The sequence below is a fragment of the Rhodococcus yananensis genome (assembly GCF_020515525.1).
In the GTDB taxonomy this organism is placed as follows: domain Bacteria; phylum Actinomycetota; class Actinomycetes; order Mycobacteriales; family Mycobacteriaceae; genus Rhodococcus; species Rhodococcus yananensis.
In genome coordinates, this window is the sequence record NZ_JAIYEP010000045.1 from 18,802 (window position 1) to 36,889 (window position 18,088).

An 18,088-nucleotide genomic window follows, 5' to 3' on the forward strand; every position below is an offset into this window, starting at 1 on the left:
CCTAGGCCTGCCATTCCGTGACCGCGCACCGAAGTAAGCAGACGAAACAGGAACCTCGCAGGACCAGTGGTCACCCACCAGCCCTGCGAGGTTTACATTTGCCCTGCTTACTTCCGCAGCGCTAGTGCTCCTCGGTGAGCGCCAGCAGTTCCGCACGCGCGAGATCGAGGTCGTTGCTGCTCAGATACGGGCTCGCCACCGAGAGGGCGAGCCCTTCGGCCGCCGACCGGATCACCAGCACACGCGGCCATGGCAGGCCGTCTGCAGCGAATGCGGCGTCCCACTTCTCGGCGTCCCGCACATACAGCGCCTCGACCTCCGCAGAGTTCCCGAGCGTGGCGAGCAGAGTACCGGGGTTGAAGATGTCCATGAGGTAGGCACTGCCCCCGGTGAGGGCGCGCACATAACCTCGCGTGAACTTTCCGGGCCTGTTCTCCGACAGCTCGACGTGGGCGTGTACTTCCTCCCACACGCGCAGGATGCCGTGTTCGAGCGCGCCGTAGACCAGAGCGTCGCGGTTCGGGAAGTGGTGCATCAAGCCACCTTTGGTCACCCCCGCCGCAGCAGCGATATCGGCGAGACTGACCTTCGAACCACGCTCGGCGAACATCTGCTCGGCGGCTTCGAGGATCGCTCGGCGGGTGCGTTCCTTGTCGCGGGTGACAACCTGATCAGTGCGCTTCATGGGTCCCCACTGTCGCACCCCGCGGAGACGGGATCACACGCCAGGCCACCACGGCTGAGACCGCAAGGATCACCGCGGCGACGAAAGACGTGGTCTGCACCGCTGTCGCGAACGCGGACCGGGCATGGTCGACCACGATCGGGTCGAGGACGGTCGCGACGGTCGAAACCAGCGAATCTTCGGCGGTCGCCGCGTCGGACGGGTCGGTACCCGCGGGCAGATCGAGATGCGACCGGTACATCGCCAGATGAACGGATCCGAGCACCGCGATTCCCAAGGCTCCGCCGAGCTCGTAAGCGGTCTCCGCGATCGAGGATGCGGCTCCGGCACGTTCCGCGGGAACCGCGGAGACCACGGCGTCGGTCGACAGTGTCATCGCGATACCGACACCGAGGCCGAGGAGGACCAGCGACAGACCGAGGCCCCAATAGCTGGACATCGAAACGGTCAGGCCGAGCCCGGCGAGGCTGATCGCTCCCGTCGCGAGCCCGAGCCCGATCGCGCGACCGGTTCCCATACGTGCCACGAGCGCACCGACGAACAGGATGACGATCATCGATGCGATCGTCGACGGCAGTTCGGCCAAACCTGCCTTCAGCGGGCCGTATTCGCGGACAAGCTGCAGGTACTGCGAGAAGAAGTACAGCAGCCCGAGGAACGCGAAGATCGCCAGGCCGTTGGCGGCCACGGCACCCGAGAAAGCGGGCATTCGGAACAACGAGAGGTCGAGCAACGGATTCGGCAGTCGCATCTGCCTGCGCACGAAGAGGTAGCCCATGGTCAGGCCGAACACCGCGGTGACCGGGACGCTCCAGTCCAGCCCGCTACCGGCCCAGTGCTTCACGGCGTACACCACCGGGACGATGGCGAGGATCGACAACAACGCCGAGATCACGTCGATCGTCAGAGCGGAGCTACCGCGCGACTCCGACAGCAGCATCGGCCCGGCGACCAGCACGATCACCATCACCGGCACATTGATCAAGAACACCGAGCCCCACCAGAAGTTCTCGAGCAGGACACCGCCGACGAGCGGACCGATCGCGGCGCCTCCGGTGGCGCCCATCGCCCAGATGGCGATCGCCGTCGTGCGTTGTTTCGCGTCGAGGAATGTGGCACGAATGATCGCCAGCGTCGACGGCATCAGCGTCGCGCCTGCCACGCCCAGCAGAACGCGTGCAGCAATGAGGGTTTCGCGGTTGGGTGCGAACGCCGCGATGACGGATGCGACACCGAACCCTGCAGCACCGATGAGCAGCAACCGTTTGCGACCGATGCGATCGGCCAGGTTGCCCATCGTGATGAGCAGACCTGCCAGCACGAACGAGTAGATGTCGCCGATCCACAACAACTGCGTCGAACTGGGGTCGATGTCGGCGGCCATCGACGGCACGGCCAGGTAGAGCACTGTGTTGTCGACCGCAATCAACACCACGACGAGGACGAGGACGAGGAGGGCCGACCATTCGCGACGTCCGGCGCGTGGTGCAAGGGTCTGTTCTTCGGTCACGCGCAGAACCATAACAGTCCATATGGACTGTTGTAGAACCCGAAAGGGATGTTGTGAGGAGCTTCGCCCCTGTGCAGGGGCGCCGACAATCCGCTACGTCACCGGCAACCAGGTTCGCGCTGCGGTGACCAATGCCGTGACCCCGATCGTCATGGTCGGTTCGATGACCGGCGCATAGTGCGGCGAGTGGTTCGACGGCACCTTCAGCAGCGCGGGATCCGTCATGTCGCCCGTGGTGAACACCGACGGATCCGCTCCTCCGAGCAGCCAATACGCCAGGGGCGCACCTGCGCTCGTGGCGAGGACTCCGACGTCCTCGCTGCCCGCGCCCGCCCCCGGGTCGAGGATCTTGTCCGCCCCCAACCACGTAGCGAAGGCATCCAACGTCTTGTTCAGGGCGGAAGGATCGTTCGTGACCACCGGGAACCGCTCGATCGAGGTAATTTCAGGTTCTTCCGGGGCGCCCGCTGTCGCAGATTCGCCGCGAACAATGCGGTCGACGCTGTCGAGGATCTTTTGCCGTACCCCCGCGTCGTAGCTGCGGATGTTCAGTTGGAGCTCCGCCTCACCGGGAATGACATTGGCCGCATTTCCGGCATGAACGGAGCCGACCGTGAGCACCGCGGTCGCCGTGCTCGGGATCTCGCGCGAGATGATCGTCTGCAGACGCAATACGACCTCGGCCGCAATGACGATCGGGTCGATGGATGCTTCCGGCATCGACCCGTGCGCACCTCGGCCGATCACACGCACGCGCAGCGAGTCCGACCCCGCATACGAGAGACCGGGATGTCCGGCGATCTTGCCTGCCGGAAGCGGCGCCACATGCTGACCGAGCACCACATCCGGTTTGGGGAACCTGTCGAACAGCCCGTCGTCGACCATGGCTTGGGCTCCCGCACCCAACTCTTCGGCCGGTTGGAAGACGAGGAGCAGTGTGCCCGACCAACTCGCAGTATCAGTGGAGAGAATCTGCGCTGCGCCGAGCAGGCACGTCATGTGCATGTCGTGACCGCACGCGTGCGCCACCGGCTTCGTCTCGCCGTGTTCGTCCACGGCGGTAGCGGTACTGGCGTAGTCGAGGCCGGTGTCCTCCTTGACAGGGAGGGCATCCATGTCGGCGCGAAGCAATGCGGTCGGTCCGGCGCCATTCTTCAACACCCCGACCACTCCGGTCTTCCCGACACCGGTGGTGACCTCGAACCCGAGAGCATTCAATCGCTCGGCCACGATGGCAGAGGTGCGATGTTCCTGGAATCCGAGTTCCGGATGTCTGTGAAGGTCCTTGTACAGATCGATCAGCGCCGGATCGATTTCCACCTTGCCGGATCTGGTCACAAGCTCGTCCCTTCCGATGCGGAACACTGGGAGTCCTTGTCGAGTATCTACTGTATCGGCCATCGGCGGGCCGATACCCGCGATCGGGCAATCTCGGACCTGACCGATGAGTTCTGTCGTCGACCCCGGTCTGTCACGGCATGACCACAATCGATCGCCCCGTCACCACCGCCACCCTGGACGTTCCCGGCGCCACCCTCACCTACGACATCCGCGGCTCCCTGAAGTCCGGCACCCCACTGCTGATCGTGGGGTCGCCGATGGATGCGGGAGGATTCGCAGCGCTCGCGGCGCAGTTCGTCGACCGCCCCGTCGTCACCTACGACCCTCGCGGCGTGATGCGCAGCCCCCGCGACACCCCCGGCCTTTCGACGCCCGACCTCCACGCCGACGACCTGCACCGCCTCATCGAGGCACTCGGCGTCGGCCCGGTCGACCTGTTCGGCAGCAGCGGCGGCGCGGTGAACGGCCTCGCGTTGGTCACGGTACATCCCGAACAAGTCCGGACGCTGATCGCGCACGAACCGCCGGCGTGCCCACTCCTGCCCGACCACTCGGTGATCAAAGCGGTGATCGACGACATCGATGCCAGCTACCAGCGCAGCGGGATGGGTCCGGCAATGGCGAAGTTCGCGATGATGCTGTCGCAAACGGGCCCACTGGAACCGTCCTATCTCGCCGTGCCCGCGCCCGACCCGTCGATGTTCGGTATGAGCACCGAGGACGACGGCTCCCGCGACGACGCTCTGCTCAGCCAGAATCTGCAGTCGTGCACCGGATACGAACCCGACTTCGGCGCACTGGCGCAGGCGTCGACCCGCATTGTGATCGGAGCGGGCAGGGAGTCGACGGGTGAGGTCTCCGCTCGCGCAGCAGCGGAGGTCGCGCGGCGGCTGGGCGTCGAGCTCACACTGTTTCCCGGCGGCCACGCCGGGTTCACGGCCGACGGATACGGTGTGCCCGGCGACCCGGAGGGCTTCGCAGCAGTGTTGCGGGAGTTGCTCGGCTGAGGCTCGCACCCTTGATGTCAGGCTCGCAACGCCAATGGTCAACCATCGGCGTTGCGAGCCTCACCTTTGCGTTGCGTGCTTCATGGTCCAGCACGGTCACGACGTCAGACCCCGAGGTCGGCCAACGCCTGCCTCCCCATCGCAAAGGCACGGTTGCTGTTCGGCACACCCGCGTAGACGGCGGTGTGGAGGAAGACCTCGATGAGTTCGTCGGGATCCATGCCCGCTCGCAGCGCCGCACGGATGTGCATGTCGAGCTCGTGCTCGTTACCGACCGCGGTGAGGATCGCGAGGGTGAGCAGGCGCCGGGTGTGGTGGTCGAGACCGGGACGCGCCCAGATGTCGCCCCACGCGGTGCGGGTGATGAAATCCTGGAACGGCGCGGTGAACTCGGTGGCCTGCGCCGTCGCCCGGTCCACGTGGGCGTCGCCGAGCACCGACCGGCGCATCCGCATACCGACGTCGACGGCGGCCGACCGATATCGCTCGAGCGGACCGGACCGCGCGAGATGACGGCGGATCAGAACACCGACCCGACCCGCCTGCTCGACGTGCACGAGATGCGTACCCGGGTCGAGAAGGTGGAACTCGGAATCGGCGATGCCGTCGGCCGCCTCCCTCGCGGCTTCGGGCGCCACCTCCCGGTCCTGGGCACCGGCGATCACGAGTGTGGGGGCGACGATCCGCGCGAGATCGGTACGGCCGTCCCATTCCGGTGATCCGGACCGCGCGGGCGCGCACAGCAGCGTCAGCGTGTGCACCCGATCGGGACGGTGCGCGGCGATCCACTGCACGGGTGCGCCGCCGTGACCGTGCCCCACGAGATGAGCAGCGCCGACACCGATCTCGTCGAGGACATCGAGGATCCGCGCCGCGAATTCTTCGGGGGCTGCGGAAGAGTCGACGACGATCACCTCCGCGTCCGGCGACAGTGCCGCGATCTGCGCCGCCCACGCCGCACCGTCCGATCCGGCCAGGACCACCGTGGGGGCGTCGGGATCACCGTGTCGTTCGTATTCGAGCATCACGCGCGTCCTCCGTGTCGGGCCAGGGCACGGTCGACGAGGTCGGCGGCGTGCCCGAGATAACGGGTGGGGTCGAGCAGGCCGGCGAGTTCACCCGCCGACAGGTGCGCGGTGATCCGCGGATCCTCGTCGAGCCGAACCCCCGACACCGCGGCGTCGGTGACGATGGCGCGGGCGTCGTCGACGTGTCGCGACAGTGCGGTGACGACCTTCTCCGCGAGGACGGCGCCGCCGGTGAGCGCGAGGTTGCGGTCGAGGGCGTCGACGTGCACGTGCAGGCCGTCGAGACTCACGGCGAGACGACGCACGGCGCCCCCGGTCAGCCGCAGCAACTCGGTGAGCGTCTCCCATTCGGCGTGCCACGCCCCCGCGGCCCGCCCGAACTCGTGGTCGGCGCAGGCCAGGGCCGTCGCGACGAGCCCCGGTACGCGCCGGGCCGCCGCGCGCGCGGCGATCGCCGCCACGGGATTGCGTTTGTGGGGCATGGCCGACGAACCCCCCGGCGTGTCCTCGGACACCTCCCCGATCTCGGTCATCGCCATGAGCACGATGTCCGAGGCGGGTTTCGAGACGGCGCCGGCGGCGACACCGAGCGCCGACGCGAGGCGGGTGATCGGGGTGCGCACGGTGTGCCACGGCACGCGTTGCCGGGCCAGGCCGAGCCGGTCGGCGAGGTCGTCGGCGAAGACGAGACCGTGCGGCGCGACCGCGGCGAGGGTGCCGGCGGCCCCGCCGTACTGCACGGGCAGCGCGGTCAGTGCACGACCGAGTTCGTCGCGGGCGTCGTCGAGTCCGGTGAGCCACGACGCGGCGAGCGCCCCGAACGTGGTGGGCAGCGCCTGTTGTCCGAGGGTGCGCGCGATCATCGGGGTCGCCCGATGGTCGCGGGACACGGCGGCGGCGGCGTCGGCGGCGGCGTCGAGGTATCCGAGGGTCCGCGCTCCGGCGCGCCGTGCGAGCAGCATGAGCGCGCTGTCCATGACGTCCTGGCTGGTGGCGCCGACGTGCACGGCGGCGGCCGGGGCGTCGGCGTGCTCGCGCAGCAGTTCGACGAGCGGAATGACGGGGTTGCCGCCGGCCGCGGCGAGCGCGCCGAGTTCTGCGGGGTCGAGGTCGCGGGCGAGCGCGGCGGCGGCGTCCGCGACGGCCGCGGCGTCGGCGGCGGTGGCCCGGCCGATGCCGACGGCGCTCGCGGTCAGCGCGCTCTCCACCTCGAGGAGCGCACCGATCCACGCGCGGTCGGACACCAGCGGGGCGAGTTCGTCGGCGCCGAGGACCGCGTCGAACAGCGGTCCCCGGTGAGGGTCTGGTCCAGTGGGCATCGGGTCCTCGGGCATCGTCGATGAGGATCCCCGGAAAGTCCGGGGGCGGGCGCGTTCTCACATGTCGGCGGGGCCGTGCGCGACGCGGCGCAACAGCGCGGCGATGTCGTCGACGATAGACGATGCGGCGGCGGCGGGACGAACGACGCCGATGGGCTCGGCGGTTCCGACGGTGTCGACGGGCAGCCGGCTCAGGCGTTTCTCGGTGATGTCCCGGGCGGGAACGCGTTCGGGAACGACCCACACGGCGTCGCTTCCACGCACGTGCGTCGCGGCGACCGCGACGTCGATGGTGTCGACGGTGCCCGCGGGTAGGTCGATGCCGTGGCGGCGCAACAGCACATCGGTGTGGTGGCGCGGCACGGTGCCGGTGCCGGAGACGACGAGCGGGTACTCGCAGATCTGCGCGACCGTCGGGCAGCGGCCGGCGAGGGGGTGACCGGTGCGCACGACGAACGCGAGGGCTTCGGCGTAGAGCAGTTCGAACGACAGACCCCGCATGGTGTCGGGGTCGCTCATCCGCCCGATCACGACGTCGACGTCGCCGCCGCGCAGGGCGGCGAGCAGGTCGGTGTTGGGCGCGGTGTGCACCTGCACGCCGACGTCGGGATGCAGGTCGTGCAGCGCGGTGAGCACGTCCGGGAGCAGCACGGATGCGGCGGACGGCAGCGATCCGATGCGCACGGTGTCGCGACCGGTCCCGGGTGTTCCGGCGAGGTCCGCGACCGCCGTGTCGAACGCGCGGACGACGCGTTCGGCGTGGTCGAGGAAGCGGAGGCCCGCGGTGGTCGGGCGCGCACCGTGACGGCCTCGCTCCAGCAGTTTCGTGCCGGCGAGCAGTTCGAGTTCGTTGAGTGTCTTGGTGACGGCCGGTTGCGTCAGGCGCAGCCGAGCGGCGGCCCTCCCGACCTGGCGTTCCTGCGCGACGGCGACGAAACACCGCAGGTGACGCAGACGGATACGACCGGACAACCCCGCGTTTTCCATAAGCAAAAGTTATGCAAATGGGCCGTATTCGTCAATTCACATGAGCGAAAGGAACCCATATCGTTGCCTCAACGCCCTCAGCCCACGAAACGGAGTGGCCCATGACCACCGCCGATCCGACCCACCGGTACGGGGAGTTCGTCGAACGCGACCTCACTCAGCATCCCCCGGCGCTGACCCCCGGCTATCGCACCTCGGTGCTGCGGTCGCCCCGCAACGCGCTTCTCTCCCCGCGGAACACCCTCACCGAGCGCACCGGGCCGATGATCCTGCCCGACGAACTCGGCGCGCACGACAACGACATGATCCTCAACTTCGCGAAGGGGGGACTGCCCATCGGCGAACGCATCGTGATGCACGGCCACGTACGCGACGAGTTCGGAAATCCGGTGCGCGGCGCGTTCGTCGAGGCGTGGCAGGCCAACGCCGGTGGCCGCTACCGACACAAGAACGACACCTATCATCTGGCGCCGATCGACCCGAACTTCGGCGGCTGCGGACGCATGGTCACCGACGAGAACGGCTACTACTTCTTCCGCACCATCAAACCCGGCCCCTATCCGTGGGGAAACAACGCGAATGCGTGGCGCCCCGCGCACATCCATTTCTCGATCATCGGTGACGGTTGGGCGCAGCGACTGATCACGCAGTCCTACTTCGAGGGTGACCCGCTCATCGAGCAGTGCCCGATCGCAGCGACCGTCCCGTCCCGCAACCAGCTCCGCAGCCTGATCGCGCAAGCGGATCCGGCGAACAACACTCCGTTCGACAGTCGCACGTACCGTTTCGACATCACGTTGCGCGGCCGCCGCGCCACCTTCTTCGAGAACCCCCGGTCGACGGGAGCCGCCCGATGAATTCCTTCTCTCCCACACCGGATCTGCCGCCGCTCACCCCGTTCCCGATGGTGCAGCGCCGACCGGAGACACCCTCGCAGACCGGTGGCCCCTACGTGCACATCGGTCTCGCCCCGCAGCAGGCCGGCTTCGACATCTTCGACAACAACTTCGGCAACGTCCTCGTGTCCGACGACACCCGCGGCGAGCGGATCACCGTGGAGGGGCGCGTCTTCGACGGTTCCGGCACCCCGGTCCGCGATGTGCTCGTCGAGATCTGGCAGGCCGACGCCGACGGCAGGTACCACCACCCCGCCGACCCGCGAGGAGAGCGGGGCGACGAGTTCTTCCGCGGCTGGGGTCGCACCGGCGGCGATTTCGACACCGGTGTCTACACGTTCGAGACGATCAAGCCCGGGCCGGTACCGGGAACCGGTGACACGATCCAGGCCCCGCACCTCGCGATGGTGCTCTTCGCGCGGGGCATCAACCTCGGCCTGCACACCCGGGTCTACTTCGACGACGAGACCGAGGCGAACGCCGCCGATCCGCTGCTGCGCTCGATCGAATGGGAGGTACGCCGCAACACGTTGATCGCGCGGCGCGGCACACGGAACGGAAAGACCGTCTACACGTTCGACATCCGGTTGCAGGACACCCCGGACGGCGGACGCGAGACGGTCTTCCTCGACATCTGATCGGTCAGCGATCCGCTGCCGGTGCCCGTCCCACGAACAGCGACGCCACCACCGCGATCAGGGAGATCATGCCGCCGTAGAGGAAGGCGGTGTGGATCCCGCCCTCGTTCGCGGCGAGCTCCGTCGCCCCGTCGGCGGCACGCGACGCGGCAGCGTTGGTCATGACCGTGATGAACAGCGCCGTGCCGGCGGCACCCGCGAGCTGCTGCGCGGTGCTGAAGATCGCGCTGCCGTGCGAGTACAGCTCGGCGGGCACCGATCCGAGCGACGAGGTCATCAGCGGGGTCATCACCGACGCGAGCCCCAGCATGAGCAGGACGTGGATGCCGATGACCATCGGCAGCGACGACCCGGCATCGAGCAGCGTCATCAACCACAGTGAGGCGCTGACGACGATCGTGCCGGGAATCACGAGGGGACGCGCCCCGACACGGTCGTAGAGCCGGCCCACGAACGGCGACAGCAGACCCATCGCGAGGCCACCGGGGAGCAACAGCAGACCGGTGGTGAGGGTGTCGAGTCCGCGCACGTTCTGCATGTAGAGCGGCAGCAGGATCAACGCGCCGAACAGCGACATCATGCTGATCACCACGGTGGTCAGGCCGATGCTGAACACGGGCGTGGCGAACGGGCGCATGTCGAGCAGGGCGCGCCCGTCGCCCTGGCGGGTGATCTGCCGCCGCACGAACACCGCGAGGGCGACGACACCGACGACCAGCGGCATCCACGCCGGGATGCTCGACTCACCGGACGAATGCCCGATCGAGCTCAGTCCGTACACGATTCCACCGAACGCGAGCACCGACAGGATCACCGACAGCACGTCGAGGGGCGGGCGGCTGATCTCGGTGACGTTGCGGACCAGCTTGGCGCCGATGCCGAAGGCGATCAGCGCGATGGGCAGCACGATCCAGAACATCCAGCGCCAGTCGAGGGCGTCGAGCACGATGCCGGAGATGGTGGGCCCCACCGCCGGGGCAACCGAGATGACGATGGAGATGATGCCCATCATCCCGCCGCGACGATGGACCGGAACCACGCGGAGCACCGTCGTCATCAACAGCGGCAGCATGATGGCGGTGCCGCCGGCCTGCACGATACGGCCCGCGAGCAGCACCTCGAAGCCGGGTGCGGCCGCCGCGAGCAGGGTGCCGAGGCTGAACACACCCATGGACGCGACGAACACCTGCCGGAGGGTGAAGCGTTCGAACAGGTACCCGGTGACCGGGATGACGACGGCCATGGTGAGCATGAAGCCAGTGGTGAGCCACTGCGCGGTGCTTGCGGAGATGTCCAGATCGAGCATGAGGACCGGTAGCGCGACACTCATGATCGTCTCGTTGAGGATCATCACGAACGCGGCGATCACCAGCACACCGATCAACAGCGCGCTGCCGGGGGCGAGACCTTTCTCGTGGCCGGTGTCCGGCCTGTCCTGTGTCTGTGGTGTCTGCATTGCGGAGCCTTCTCAAATCAATGAAATCGAGCACGACGGAAACCGCGATCGCGCGGTCGTGAAAGCTTCACTCGAGATGAGAGAGACTGTCAAATTGATTTTCGCTGCTACATTGGCGGGCGATAGGAGCCCGTGCGCGGCACCCGCCGGAGCGAAAGGACCAGCGCGATGACACCCCCGGCCGAGGCAGCCTCCCCCTCCCGCGCCCCCAGCCTGCGGGAACGCCGGAAACAGGAGACACGCCTCGAGATCACCCGCGCCGCGCTGGAACTCTTCGAAGCCCAGGGATCCGCCGTGACGACCGTCGACGAGATCGCACGCCGCGCCGGTGTGTCACCGAGCACGTTCTTCCGCTGCTTCGCCACCAAGGAGGAATCGGTCTACATCAACGACCGCGACTTCGAGGCGGAGGTGCTCGACTGGCTCGCCGCCACCCCCGCCGAGAAGATCGACCTCGACGGTGTCGAAGCACTCCACGAGCGGTCGCTGCGCCGGCTGACCCAGGAGACCGACGAGACCCGCGACCTGCTGTTGCGCACCCGTCGCCTGGTCGTCACCGACGACCACCTGCGCTCGTTCGTCTACGCCAGCGACTGCGTCACGATCTGCCGCATCACCCAGGCCGTCACCGCGAAGGTGCGGGACATCCGTCCACCGTCCTACGCGCGGCTGCTCATCGAATCGGCAGCGGTGCCGGCACACGTCGCATTCGACACCTGGGCGGAACAGGTGGAGGCCGGCGACGACGCCGACCTCGTGGCGATCTACCGCGCGGTGCGGACCGAGCACCGTCGCGTCGTAGGCGGCTGACCATTTTCCCGGCCGATGGCCGGTGATGTTTCGGCGTGACGCGCCGCATCGTGCAAGAGTGAGTCAATGCCCGACAGGTTGCGTGCCCGGTTCAGCCGGTCCGATCAGCTCACCGAGCGCCCCGACTTCGCGCTGGTCGGTGTCCTGAAGGTTCCCCAGAGCATCGCCAGTCCCGAACGCGCCATCGTGCGCCGCATCGGCTACGCGCTCGGCGCCCTGTTCCTCATGGTCCTCATCGTCTACATCGACCGCGACGGCTACCGTGATTCACGGGGCGACGGCATGTCGCTGCTGGACTGCGTCTACTACGCGACGGTGTCGCTCTCGACCACCGGCTACGGCGACATCACCCCGGTCACGCCCGGCGCGCGACTGGTCAACGTCCTCCTGATCACACCGCTGCGCGTCTTCTTCCTCATCGTGCTGGTCGGCACGACACTGTCGGCGTTGACCGAGTCGTCGCGGCAGACGTTCCGCATCCAGTCCTGGCGACGCCGCGTCCACGACCACACCGTCGTCGTCGGGTACGGAACGAAGGGACGCTCCGCGGTCGACGCGATGCTCGGCGACGGGGTGCCCCCGTCGCAGATCGTCGTCGTCGACGCCGACCCGGTGGTCCTCGAGACCGCGGCCGGACAGGGCCTGGTGACGGTGCAGGGTTCCGCCACCAAATCCGACGTGCTGCGGCTCGCCGGGGTGCAACGCGCCGCCGCCGTGATCGTCGCGACGAGCCGCGACGACTCCGCGGTCCTCATCACCCTCAACGTGCGGGAGATCAGCGCCACCGCCAAACTCGTCGTCGCGATCCGCGAATCCGGCAACGCCCATCTGCTGCGCCGCTCGGGCGCCGATTCGGTGGTGGTGTCGTCCGAGACAGCCGGTCGCCTGCTGGGTGTCGCGACGAGCGCACCGCACGTCGTCGAGGTGATCGAGGACATCCTCACCCCCGAGATGGGATTCACGCTCTCCGAGCGTCAGGTCGACGACGACGAGGTGGGTGCCGATCCGCGTCACCTGCGGCAGATCGTTCTCGGCATCGAACGTCGGGGGTCGCTGTACCGGGTGGGCTCCCCCGAGGTCGCGACGCTCGTCGAGGGCGACACCCTGCTGTACCTCAGGCTCGCGACCGACCGGTCGATCGAGGACTGACCGCGGACTCCACCCCGACGTGGAATGCGCGCGGAACGCACCCGTCGGCCGCCTGCGCGACGTGGGATATCTCATGAATCGGGGCGGCGATGCTCGATCGCGTCACCCGCGGAGACCGAGGTTGCCGCCATCACATCGGCACCCCGGTGGCGGCGATCCATCACGACGACACGATCGACGAACACGCCGCAGCCGCGAACTCCGTGTCCGGCCGAGCCGAAGGACCGACGCCGCACGCACGGCAGCATCGGCCACCCGCCCGCACACCGTCACCGCACCGTCGCACGCGAGCGCGCGAGGACGTCCCCCGCTGCGAAAGTCACTTTCGCGTAGGCATTTCGGCCCCGCGCATCGGCAGCGCCCTGGTCGATGAGCGATCGCCGCATCGACCGACCCGGGACGTACGACGACGCTCGGTGAGCAACCCCGCCCCGCGACGACGGAGGGGGCCGCGACCACCGACGCCTCGCAACCGGCGTCGCCGTCCTCCCCCCGCCGAGCCGTGCCGAAGGCGGTCGGCCGCTCCCGGCGATGTGCTCTACGGACACCCCGCACGCCGATTCTCCGCGGCCCGCACGCCGGTCGGGACCGTCCCGACCAGCAGATCCCACGTTGACAACGGCGGGTGTCGCTTGCTCCGATGAAGAGCGGCCCACTGTTCGAAACACGGAGACACCGAGCGATGACGGATTCCCCCGATATCCACAGCCTGTACGTCAACGACGGATTGTCCGACGACGAGATCGCTCGCCAGGCGGCCCGCTACGAACCGTTGACGCAGGACCTGCGGGACCTGATCCTGCTCGGCATCCAGACCCGCGCCGACGACACCGATGTCACCGAGGCCCGTGGACACCTCGCGGCAGCCCGGGAGATCCTGGCACGCGACAAGGAGTCGGGCCCGTTCGGCACGCGGTTCAACGACTCGGGTTCCTTCCGGACGTGGGGGAATGCGGCGATCGGGTTGCGCAACGCAGTCGCTCCCCCGCTCGATCTGCAGGTCGATCCCGACGGGCGGGTGTGGGCGGACTTCCACCTGCACGCCGGCTACGAAGGTCCCGCCGGATACACACACGGCGGAGTGTCGGCGCTGGTCCTCGACCAGGTGCTCGGCGACACCGCCCGTCATGCGGGGGCGCCGGGCATGACCGGCACCCTCACCGTCCGCTACCGGCGCCCCACCCCGCTCGGAGACCTCCGCGCCGAGGCCCGGCTCGATCGGATCGAGGGCGCGAAGGCGTTCGTCACCGGCTTCATCTCCTGCGCCGGTGAGGTGTGCGTCGAGGCGGAGGGCGTGTTCATCGCACCCCGGTGGATGCGTGAGGCACGCGAGGCCGCCGTGTCGGAACCGTCGTCCTGACACTCCTCTGTCCGAACGCTCCTCGGTGGCGACGGCGTGCGCAACGCCCGCACTCCCCGTCGCCGGCGGAGCCTCGACGTCAGTTGCGGCGGTCGGCCCCGACCTCGTCGAACCGTACGTCCTCGTCCATCCGCGCCAGGTGTGCCTTGATCCACTCGGTGGTTCCCGGTGCGGCAGAGTTGTCGTACAGTGTGTCGGTCGTGCAGGTCGTCAACACAATCCTCGTCGAGTCGATGCCGGCATGCCCGGCGGACGCAGATCACATACACCCCGGTGAGTGATCGTCGTCACTATATCCCTGCTGTGACGCCCCGCCAAATACGCCGTCCGATCATGCGGGTGCGGTGCGTCCGTGGCCCTGCCCACGGTCGGAGTGCCCCAGGTCGCGCCCCGGGTCCACGACGTCGCGGACGCGCTGCTTGAGGACGGCGATGTTGGGGAATCCGCCGTCGTCCTTGCGGTCCCACACGATCCGATCGTCCACGGCGATCCGGAAGACACCTCCGACACCGGGAACGAGCGCCACCTCACCGAGATCCGCTCCGAAGGTGGTGAGCAACTCCTGGGCCATCCATCCGGCGCGCAGCAACCACCGGCACTGCGTGCAGTAGGTGATGGTGATGCGCGGTCCGGTCGTCGTCATGGCGACGAGAATAGTCGGCGGTGCCGCGCCCACCTACGGTCGCACCGGTGCCGATCGAAGTGAAGCTCCGCCGACCGTGGTGGTGGGTCGGCGGAGCTTCGGCGCAGCCCGGAGATGGGGGGATACCGGACTGCGCAGGGGTCGTCCTCGCAGGGGGGACAGGAGGACGACACAAGCGAGTCTAGACACGCGATCTTGATACATGCGAGCGATTACCGGAAAGAACCGGGGAATGTCCGCAGAAACTACCCGATCGGGTAGGTACCCGTGCGAACGAAGTGCCCGATTCGTTCAACTCGGACGCGAATCAGGGTGGACGCGCACGAAATTGAGGTACGCCTTCGACGGAGTCGGACCCCGCTGCCCCTGATACTTCGACCCGACCGCCGCACTCCCGTACGGAAACTCCGCGGGACTCGTCAACCGGAACAGACACAGCTGCCCGATCTTCATTCCCGGCCACAGAATGATCGGCAGGTTCGCGACATTCGACAGTTCGAGGGTGATGTGCCCGTCGAAACCGGGGTCGATGAAGCCGGCAGTCGAGTGCGTCAACAACCCGAGCCGCCCCAGCGACGACTTGCCTTCGAGACGTCCCGCGAGATCGGCGGGGAGCGAGCAACGCTCCATCGTCGAACCGAGCACGAACTCGCCGGGATGCAGCACGAACGGCTCGTTGCTCGGTACCTCCACGAGCGAGGTCAACTCGTCCTGCTGTTTCGCCGGGTCGATGTGCGTGTAGCGGGTGTTGTTGAACACCCGGAACAAGCTGTCGAGACGGACATCGACACTCGACGGCTGCACGAGGTCCGGATCGAAGGGGTCGATGCCGAGATGCCCGGAAGCGATCTCGGCGCGGATGTCACGATCGGAGAGCAGCACGCGTAGAGGTTAACAACCCACCGCTGCGTGGCCGTTACTCCCCGGGCGGGGAGTTCGTCGCCCGTAGCTGCGCCGACATGGTGAGCAACAACTCGGTGCACTCGTCGACGACGACGTCCTGCTCGAGCGGGAGAGTTCCGTCCAGCCATGCCGTGAGCACCTGGGCGAGACCCCCGACGACATAGTGCGCGGCCAGGTCCAGGCGCGGACTCTGCCTCACCGCGTAGATGTTCTCGGCCTGCGCCATCACCAGCCCCGCGAACATCCGCGACGATTCGAGACGCCGCTTCGCGAGCTGTGGATCGGCCTGACTGACGGAGAACAGCATGCGCCCCAGCCGCGGATCGTCCGCGATCTCCCGCACGATGTTCTGTACGCAGGCCCACACGATCGCGCGGTCGTCGTCCTGCGGCGCCGCACCCACCGCCGCGAGCGTGCTCTGAGCGATCGTCTGAACGACATGGTCGTACACGGCACCGGTGAGCGCATCACGGTCGGCGAAGCTCTCGTAGAAGTACCGCGACGCCAACCCGGCACGCTTGCACACGCCACGCACCGACAACACCGGCTCACCGTCCGGCGCCCCGAGCAGATCCAACCCGGCCTCGATCAGCTGGGCCTTCCGATCAGCCTGCCGCTCCTCACCTGCACGTCCACCGTAGATCCGTCCGGTTGCCATGACGTCCATACTCTCAGCCCCGGAGCAGTCGCGACCCACCACACCCACAGTGGTGTGCACCACCGCTCAGGGAGTCTGCTACAGTTTGCTCCGTGCTCGGGAGGAGCCGGTGAGAATCGGCAAAAGCCCAGCGTGCCGATGTAGTTCAATGGTAGAACATCAGCTTCCCAAGCTGAATACGCGGGTTCGATTCCCGTCATCGGCTCCAGCGTTTCAACAGGTAGAGGGCGCTCCCCACAATCGGGAGCGCCCTTCATCATCTCCGGAGACGCCGCGAATACGCCGCGAGCGAGCGGACAAATGTTTAACGTCGGCTGGGCATGGGAGAATCCCGGTCGTGACTGAAACGGACGAACTGCTCGACCCTGGCGCACACTACGAACTCGTAATCGCCACGCGTGATGCGCTTTGGGAAGGCAACCGCGACTACTCGGACATTGAGCTGATGGTTACGCGGTTCGGGTTTCAGATCATCTGAGGATGACCATAGCGGCCCAAACTGGGGTCGCACGCTCATGGACGGCGACCAGGCAAATCTGATCCAGCTCGCGCGCTTCCTCAAGACAGCTCCCGATCCCAGACCTGAAGACGATGCGACCTCATCCGAACTCAACAGTGCCGGGGTCGACGCCTACACCGAGCTTGTCGCAGCTGAAACCGCGCTTCGCGACGTGGTGCGACTGGCGGTTCCCGCTTGGCAATCACAACTGGAGCCCGACGACATACAAAAACTTGAGACCAAACGAGTCGAGGAAGACCAAAAGCGCGATGGCATCACGGTCAGTCAGGATCTCTAGGACTACTCAGAGGTCTACCTACTCCAAAAGCTGATCGGCAAGAACTGGCCAGCTGTCAAGCCGATACTTGACGACAAAGCCCGAACCGACGTCTACCTCGACATCATCTTTGATATCCGCAACACGATCGGGCACTCGCGCCCTGTTGTTCCCTCGGAACGACTACTGTTGGCGGGCGCTGCTGGTCAGATCCGAAACCAACTGGCGCGGTATCGGAGCAGTCAGGATGGCTCCGCATCGCATTACTCGTCCATCGACTCCGCTCGCGACAGCTCAGGCCAAGACGCGATTCGTGGGATCTCATATCCGAGCACTGCCGACCGCACATCCGTACCTCGGTTCGACGTTGGCGATGAGATCGAGTTCGAACTCGCAGGAACCGATCCTCGCGATCGAGAACTCACATGGTCGTTGCACGTGTACCCCGACCTGCCGATGAGCCCCAACTGGGATGCAACCCGCGAGTCAGCGACAGGAGGACGAGTGAAGCTAAAGTGGACAGTCGCGCACACCGATGTGGGCGAACTCCGTTATGTCACAATATTTCTCCGCAACTCCAGCAAGTACCAACGCAATCACGCCGGATATGACGCCGCATGCTTCTTCAACTATCATGTCAACCCACCCCTTGACTAACCCTCCCGCCTGATCGGCACAACGTTGTCGCCGCGCTCGACCGGCTGCCCCATCGCTCCGAGCGCGGCCATCGCGTCGGCGTGGTCATCCTCGAAGAGGTGCGCGTACACGCTGAGGGTGGTCGTGACCTTCGAGTGGCCCATAAACCTCAATGCACCGATCGGCTGATGCTGTCGTCGTGACTTCCTTTGCGCGCCTTCGGGCAGAGTGTGGAGATAGCTGACCGCCCGACCGCTCGTGCCGGGTTGTTCCACTGGATCTTTCG

General features: G+C 67.1%; 19 protein-coding genes, 1 tRNA gene and 1 pseudogene. 9 read left to right on the forward strand and 12 right to left on the reverse strand.

What is annotated here, in order from left to right:
- Positions 1 to 121: 121 nt before the first annotated feature.
- The 3 genes from LDQ05_RS12270 to LDQ05_RS12280 form a co-directional block, all read right to left on the reverse strand.
- Complete coding sequence (locus LDQ05_RS12270; protein ID WP_226437240.1) at positions 122 to 685, reverse strand: TetR/AcrR family transcriptional regulator; 564 nt, start codon at positions 683 to 685, stop codon at positions 122 to 124.
- Positions 672 to 2,195, reverse strand: a complete 1,524-nt coding sequence (locus LDQ05_RS12275; RefSeq protein WP_226437241.1) for an MFS transporter — start codon at positions 2,193 to 2,195, stop codon at positions 672 to 674. Before LDQ05_RS12275 ends, LDQ05_RS12270 begins: the two co-directional genes overlap by 14 nt.
- Positions 2,196 to 2,288: 93 nt before the next feature.
- Complete coding sequence (locus LDQ05_RS12280) at positions 2,289 to 3,533, reverse strand: amidohydrolase (RefSeq protein ID WP_226437242.1); 1,245 nt, start codon at positions 3,531 to 3,533, stop codon at positions 2,289 to 2,291.
- A gap of 140 nt (positions 3,534 to 3,673) precedes the next feature.
- Between LDQ05_RS12280 and LDQ05_RS12285 the strand changes: the two genes are divergently transcribed.
- The gene (locus LDQ05_RS12285; RefSeq protein ID WP_226437243.1) at positions 3,674 to 4,543 is read left to right on the forward strand and encodes an alpha/beta fold hydrolase; all 870 of its coding nucleotides are present in this window, start codon (positions 3,674 to 3,676) and stop codon (positions 4,541 to 4,543) included.
- Positions 4,544 to 4,647: 104 nt separating this feature from the next.
- Here the strand turns inward: LDQ05_RS12285 and pcaC are convergent, their stop codons facing one another.
- The 3 genes from pcaC to LDQ05_RS12300 are packed head-to-tail and all read right to left on the reverse strand — an operon-like array spanning position 4,648 to position 7,877.
- Positions 4,648 to 5,568 (reverse strand): 4-carboxymuconolactone decarboxylase, encoded by a 921-nt coding sequence (gene pcaC / locus LDQ05_RS12290; RefSeq protein WP_226437259.1) that lies wholly within the window; start codon positions 5,566 to 5,568, stop codon positions 4,648 to 4,650.
- The gene (locus LDQ05_RS12295; protein ID WP_226437244.1) at positions 5,568 to 6,890 is read right to left on the reverse strand and encodes a lyase family protein; all 1,323 of its coding nucleotides are present in this window, start codon (positions 6,888 to 6,890) and stop codon (positions 5,568 to 5,570) included. The genes pcaC and LDQ05_RS12295 overlap by 1 nt, the downstream gene beginning before the upstream one ends.
- Positions 6,891 to 6,947: 57 nt before the next feature.
- A complete protein-coding gene (locus LDQ05_RS12300; RefSeq protein WP_226437245.1) occupies positions 6,948 to 7,877 on the reverse strand; it encodes a LysR substrate-binding domain-containing protein in 930 nt (309 codons plus the stop codon).
- Between the two features lie 101 nt (positions 7,878 to 7,978).
- On the opposite strand from LDQ05_RS12300, the gene pcaH reads away from it, so the two are divergent.
- Together pcaH and pcaG are read left to right on the forward strand one after the other, a co-directional pair.
- Positions 7,979 to 8,734, forward strand: a complete 756-nt coding sequence (gene pcaH / locus LDQ05_RS12305) for a protocatechuate 3,4-dioxygenase subunit beta (protein ID WP_226437246.1) — start codon at positions 7,979 to 7,981, stop codon at positions 8,732 to 8,734.
- Positions 8,731 to 9,411, forward strand: coding sequence for a protocatechuate 3,4-dioxygenase subunit alpha (gene pcaG / locus LDQ05_RS12310; protein ID WP_226437247.1), 681 nt, complete (start codon positions 8,731 to 8,733; stop codon positions 9,409 to 9,411). The genes pcaH and pcaG overlap by 4 nt, the downstream gene beginning before the upstream one ends.
- Before the next feature lie 4 nt (positions 9,412 to 9,415).
- On the opposite strand, the gene LDQ05_RS12315 is transcribed toward pcaG, so the two are convergent.
- Positions 9,416 to 10,867, reverse strand: coding sequence for a DHA2 family efflux MFS transporter permease subunit (locus LDQ05_RS12315; protein WP_226437248.1), 1,452 nt, complete (start codon positions 10,865 to 10,867; stop codon positions 9,416 to 9,418).
- Positions 10,868 to 11,035: 168 nt separating this feature from the next.
- On the opposite strand from LDQ05_RS12315, the gene LDQ05_RS12320 reads away from it, so the two are divergent.
- The 3 genes from LDQ05_RS12320 to LDQ05_RS12330 all read left to right on the forward strand — a co-directional run bounded on the left by LDQ05_RS12320 (position 11,036) and on the right by LDQ05_RS12330 (position 14,186).
- Positions 11,036 to 11,677, forward strand: a complete 642-nt coding sequence (locus tag LDQ05_RS12320) for a TetR/AcrR family transcriptional regulator (RefSeq protein WP_226437249.1) — start codon at positions 11,036 to 11,038, stop codon at positions 11,675 to 11,677.
- Positions 11,678 to 11,743: 66 nt separating this feature from the next.
- Entirely contained in the window at positions 11,744 to 12,826 is a 1,083-nt protein-coding gene (locus LDQ05_RS12325) for a potassium channel family protein (RefSeq protein WP_226437250.1), read from the forward strand.
- A 682-nt stretch (positions 12,827 to 13,508) separates the two neighbouring features.
- Positions 13,509 to 14,186, forward strand: a complete 678-nt coding sequence (locus LDQ05_RS12330; protein WP_226437251.1) for a PaaI family thioesterase — start codon at positions 13,509 to 13,511, stop codon at positions 14,184 to 14,186.
- Positions 14,187 to 14,265: 79 nt separating this feature from the next.
- Here LDQ05_RS12330 and LDQ05_RS19730 read toward each other — a convergent pair whose 3' ends face one another.
- The 4 genes from LDQ05_RS19730 to LDQ05_RS12345 all read right to left on the reverse strand — a co-directional run bounded on the left by LDQ05_RS19730 (position 14,266) and on the right by LDQ05_RS12345 (position 16,390).
- A complete protein-coding gene (locus tag LDQ05_RS19730; RefSeq protein WP_264184945.1) occupies positions 14,266 to 14,400 on the reverse strand; it encodes a hypothetical protein in 135 nt (44 codons plus the stop codon).
- Between the two features lie 117 nt (positions 14,401 to 14,517).
- Positions 14,518 to 14,829, reverse strand: coding sequence for an Rdx family protein (locus tag LDQ05_RS12335; protein ID WP_226437252.1), 312 nt, complete (start codon positions 14,827 to 14,829; stop codon positions 14,518 to 14,520).
- 291 nt (positions 14,830 to 15,120) lie between these two features.
- Positions 15,121 to 15,711 (reverse strand): dCTP deaminase, encoded by a 591-nt coding sequence (gene dcd / locus LDQ05_RS12340; protein ID WP_226437253.1) that lies wholly within the window; start codon positions 15,709 to 15,711, stop codon positions 15,121 to 15,123.
- Between the two features lie 34 nt (positions 15,712 to 15,745).
- Positions 15,746 to 16,390: a TetR/AcrR family transcriptional regulator gene (locus LDQ05_RS12345; RefSeq protein WP_226437254.1), complete on the reverse strand. Its 645-nt coding sequence runs from the start codon at positions 16,388 to 16,390 to the stop codon at positions 15,746 to 15,748.
- Between the two features lie 134 nt (positions 16,391 to 16,524).
- Between LDQ05_RS12345 and LDQ05_RS12350 the strand changes: the two genes are divergently transcribed.
- The 3 genes from LDQ05_RS12350 to LDQ05_RS12360 all read left to right on the forward strand — a co-directional run bounded on the left by LDQ05_RS12350 (position 16,525) and on the right by LDQ05_RS12360 (position 17,187).
- Positions 16,525 to 16,598, forward strand: a tRNA-Gly gene (locus tag LDQ05_RS12350).
- Positions 16,599 to 16,727: 129 nt separating this feature from the next.
- The gene (locus tag LDQ05_RS12355; RefSeq protein ID WP_226437255.1) at positions 16,728 to 16,868 is read left to right on the forward strand and encodes a hypothetical protein; all 141 of its coding nucleotides are present in this window, start codon (positions 16,728 to 16,730) and stop codon (positions 16,866 to 16,868) included.
- A 37-nt stretch (positions 16,869 to 16,905) separates the two neighbouring features.
- The gene (locus LDQ05_RS12360) at positions 16,906 to 17,187 is read left to right on the forward strand and encodes a hypothetical protein (RefSeq protein ID WP_226437256.1); all 282 of its coding nucleotides are present in this window, start codon (positions 16,906 to 16,908) and stop codon (positions 17,185 to 17,187) included.
- 632 nt (positions 17,188 to 17,819) lie between these two features.
- On the opposite strand, the pseudogene LDQ05_RS12365 reads toward LDQ05_RS12360, so the two are convergent.
- Positions 17,820 to 18,088 (reverse strand): annotated as a pseudogene (locus tag LDQ05_RS12365) (hypothetical protein); the annotation flags it as partial.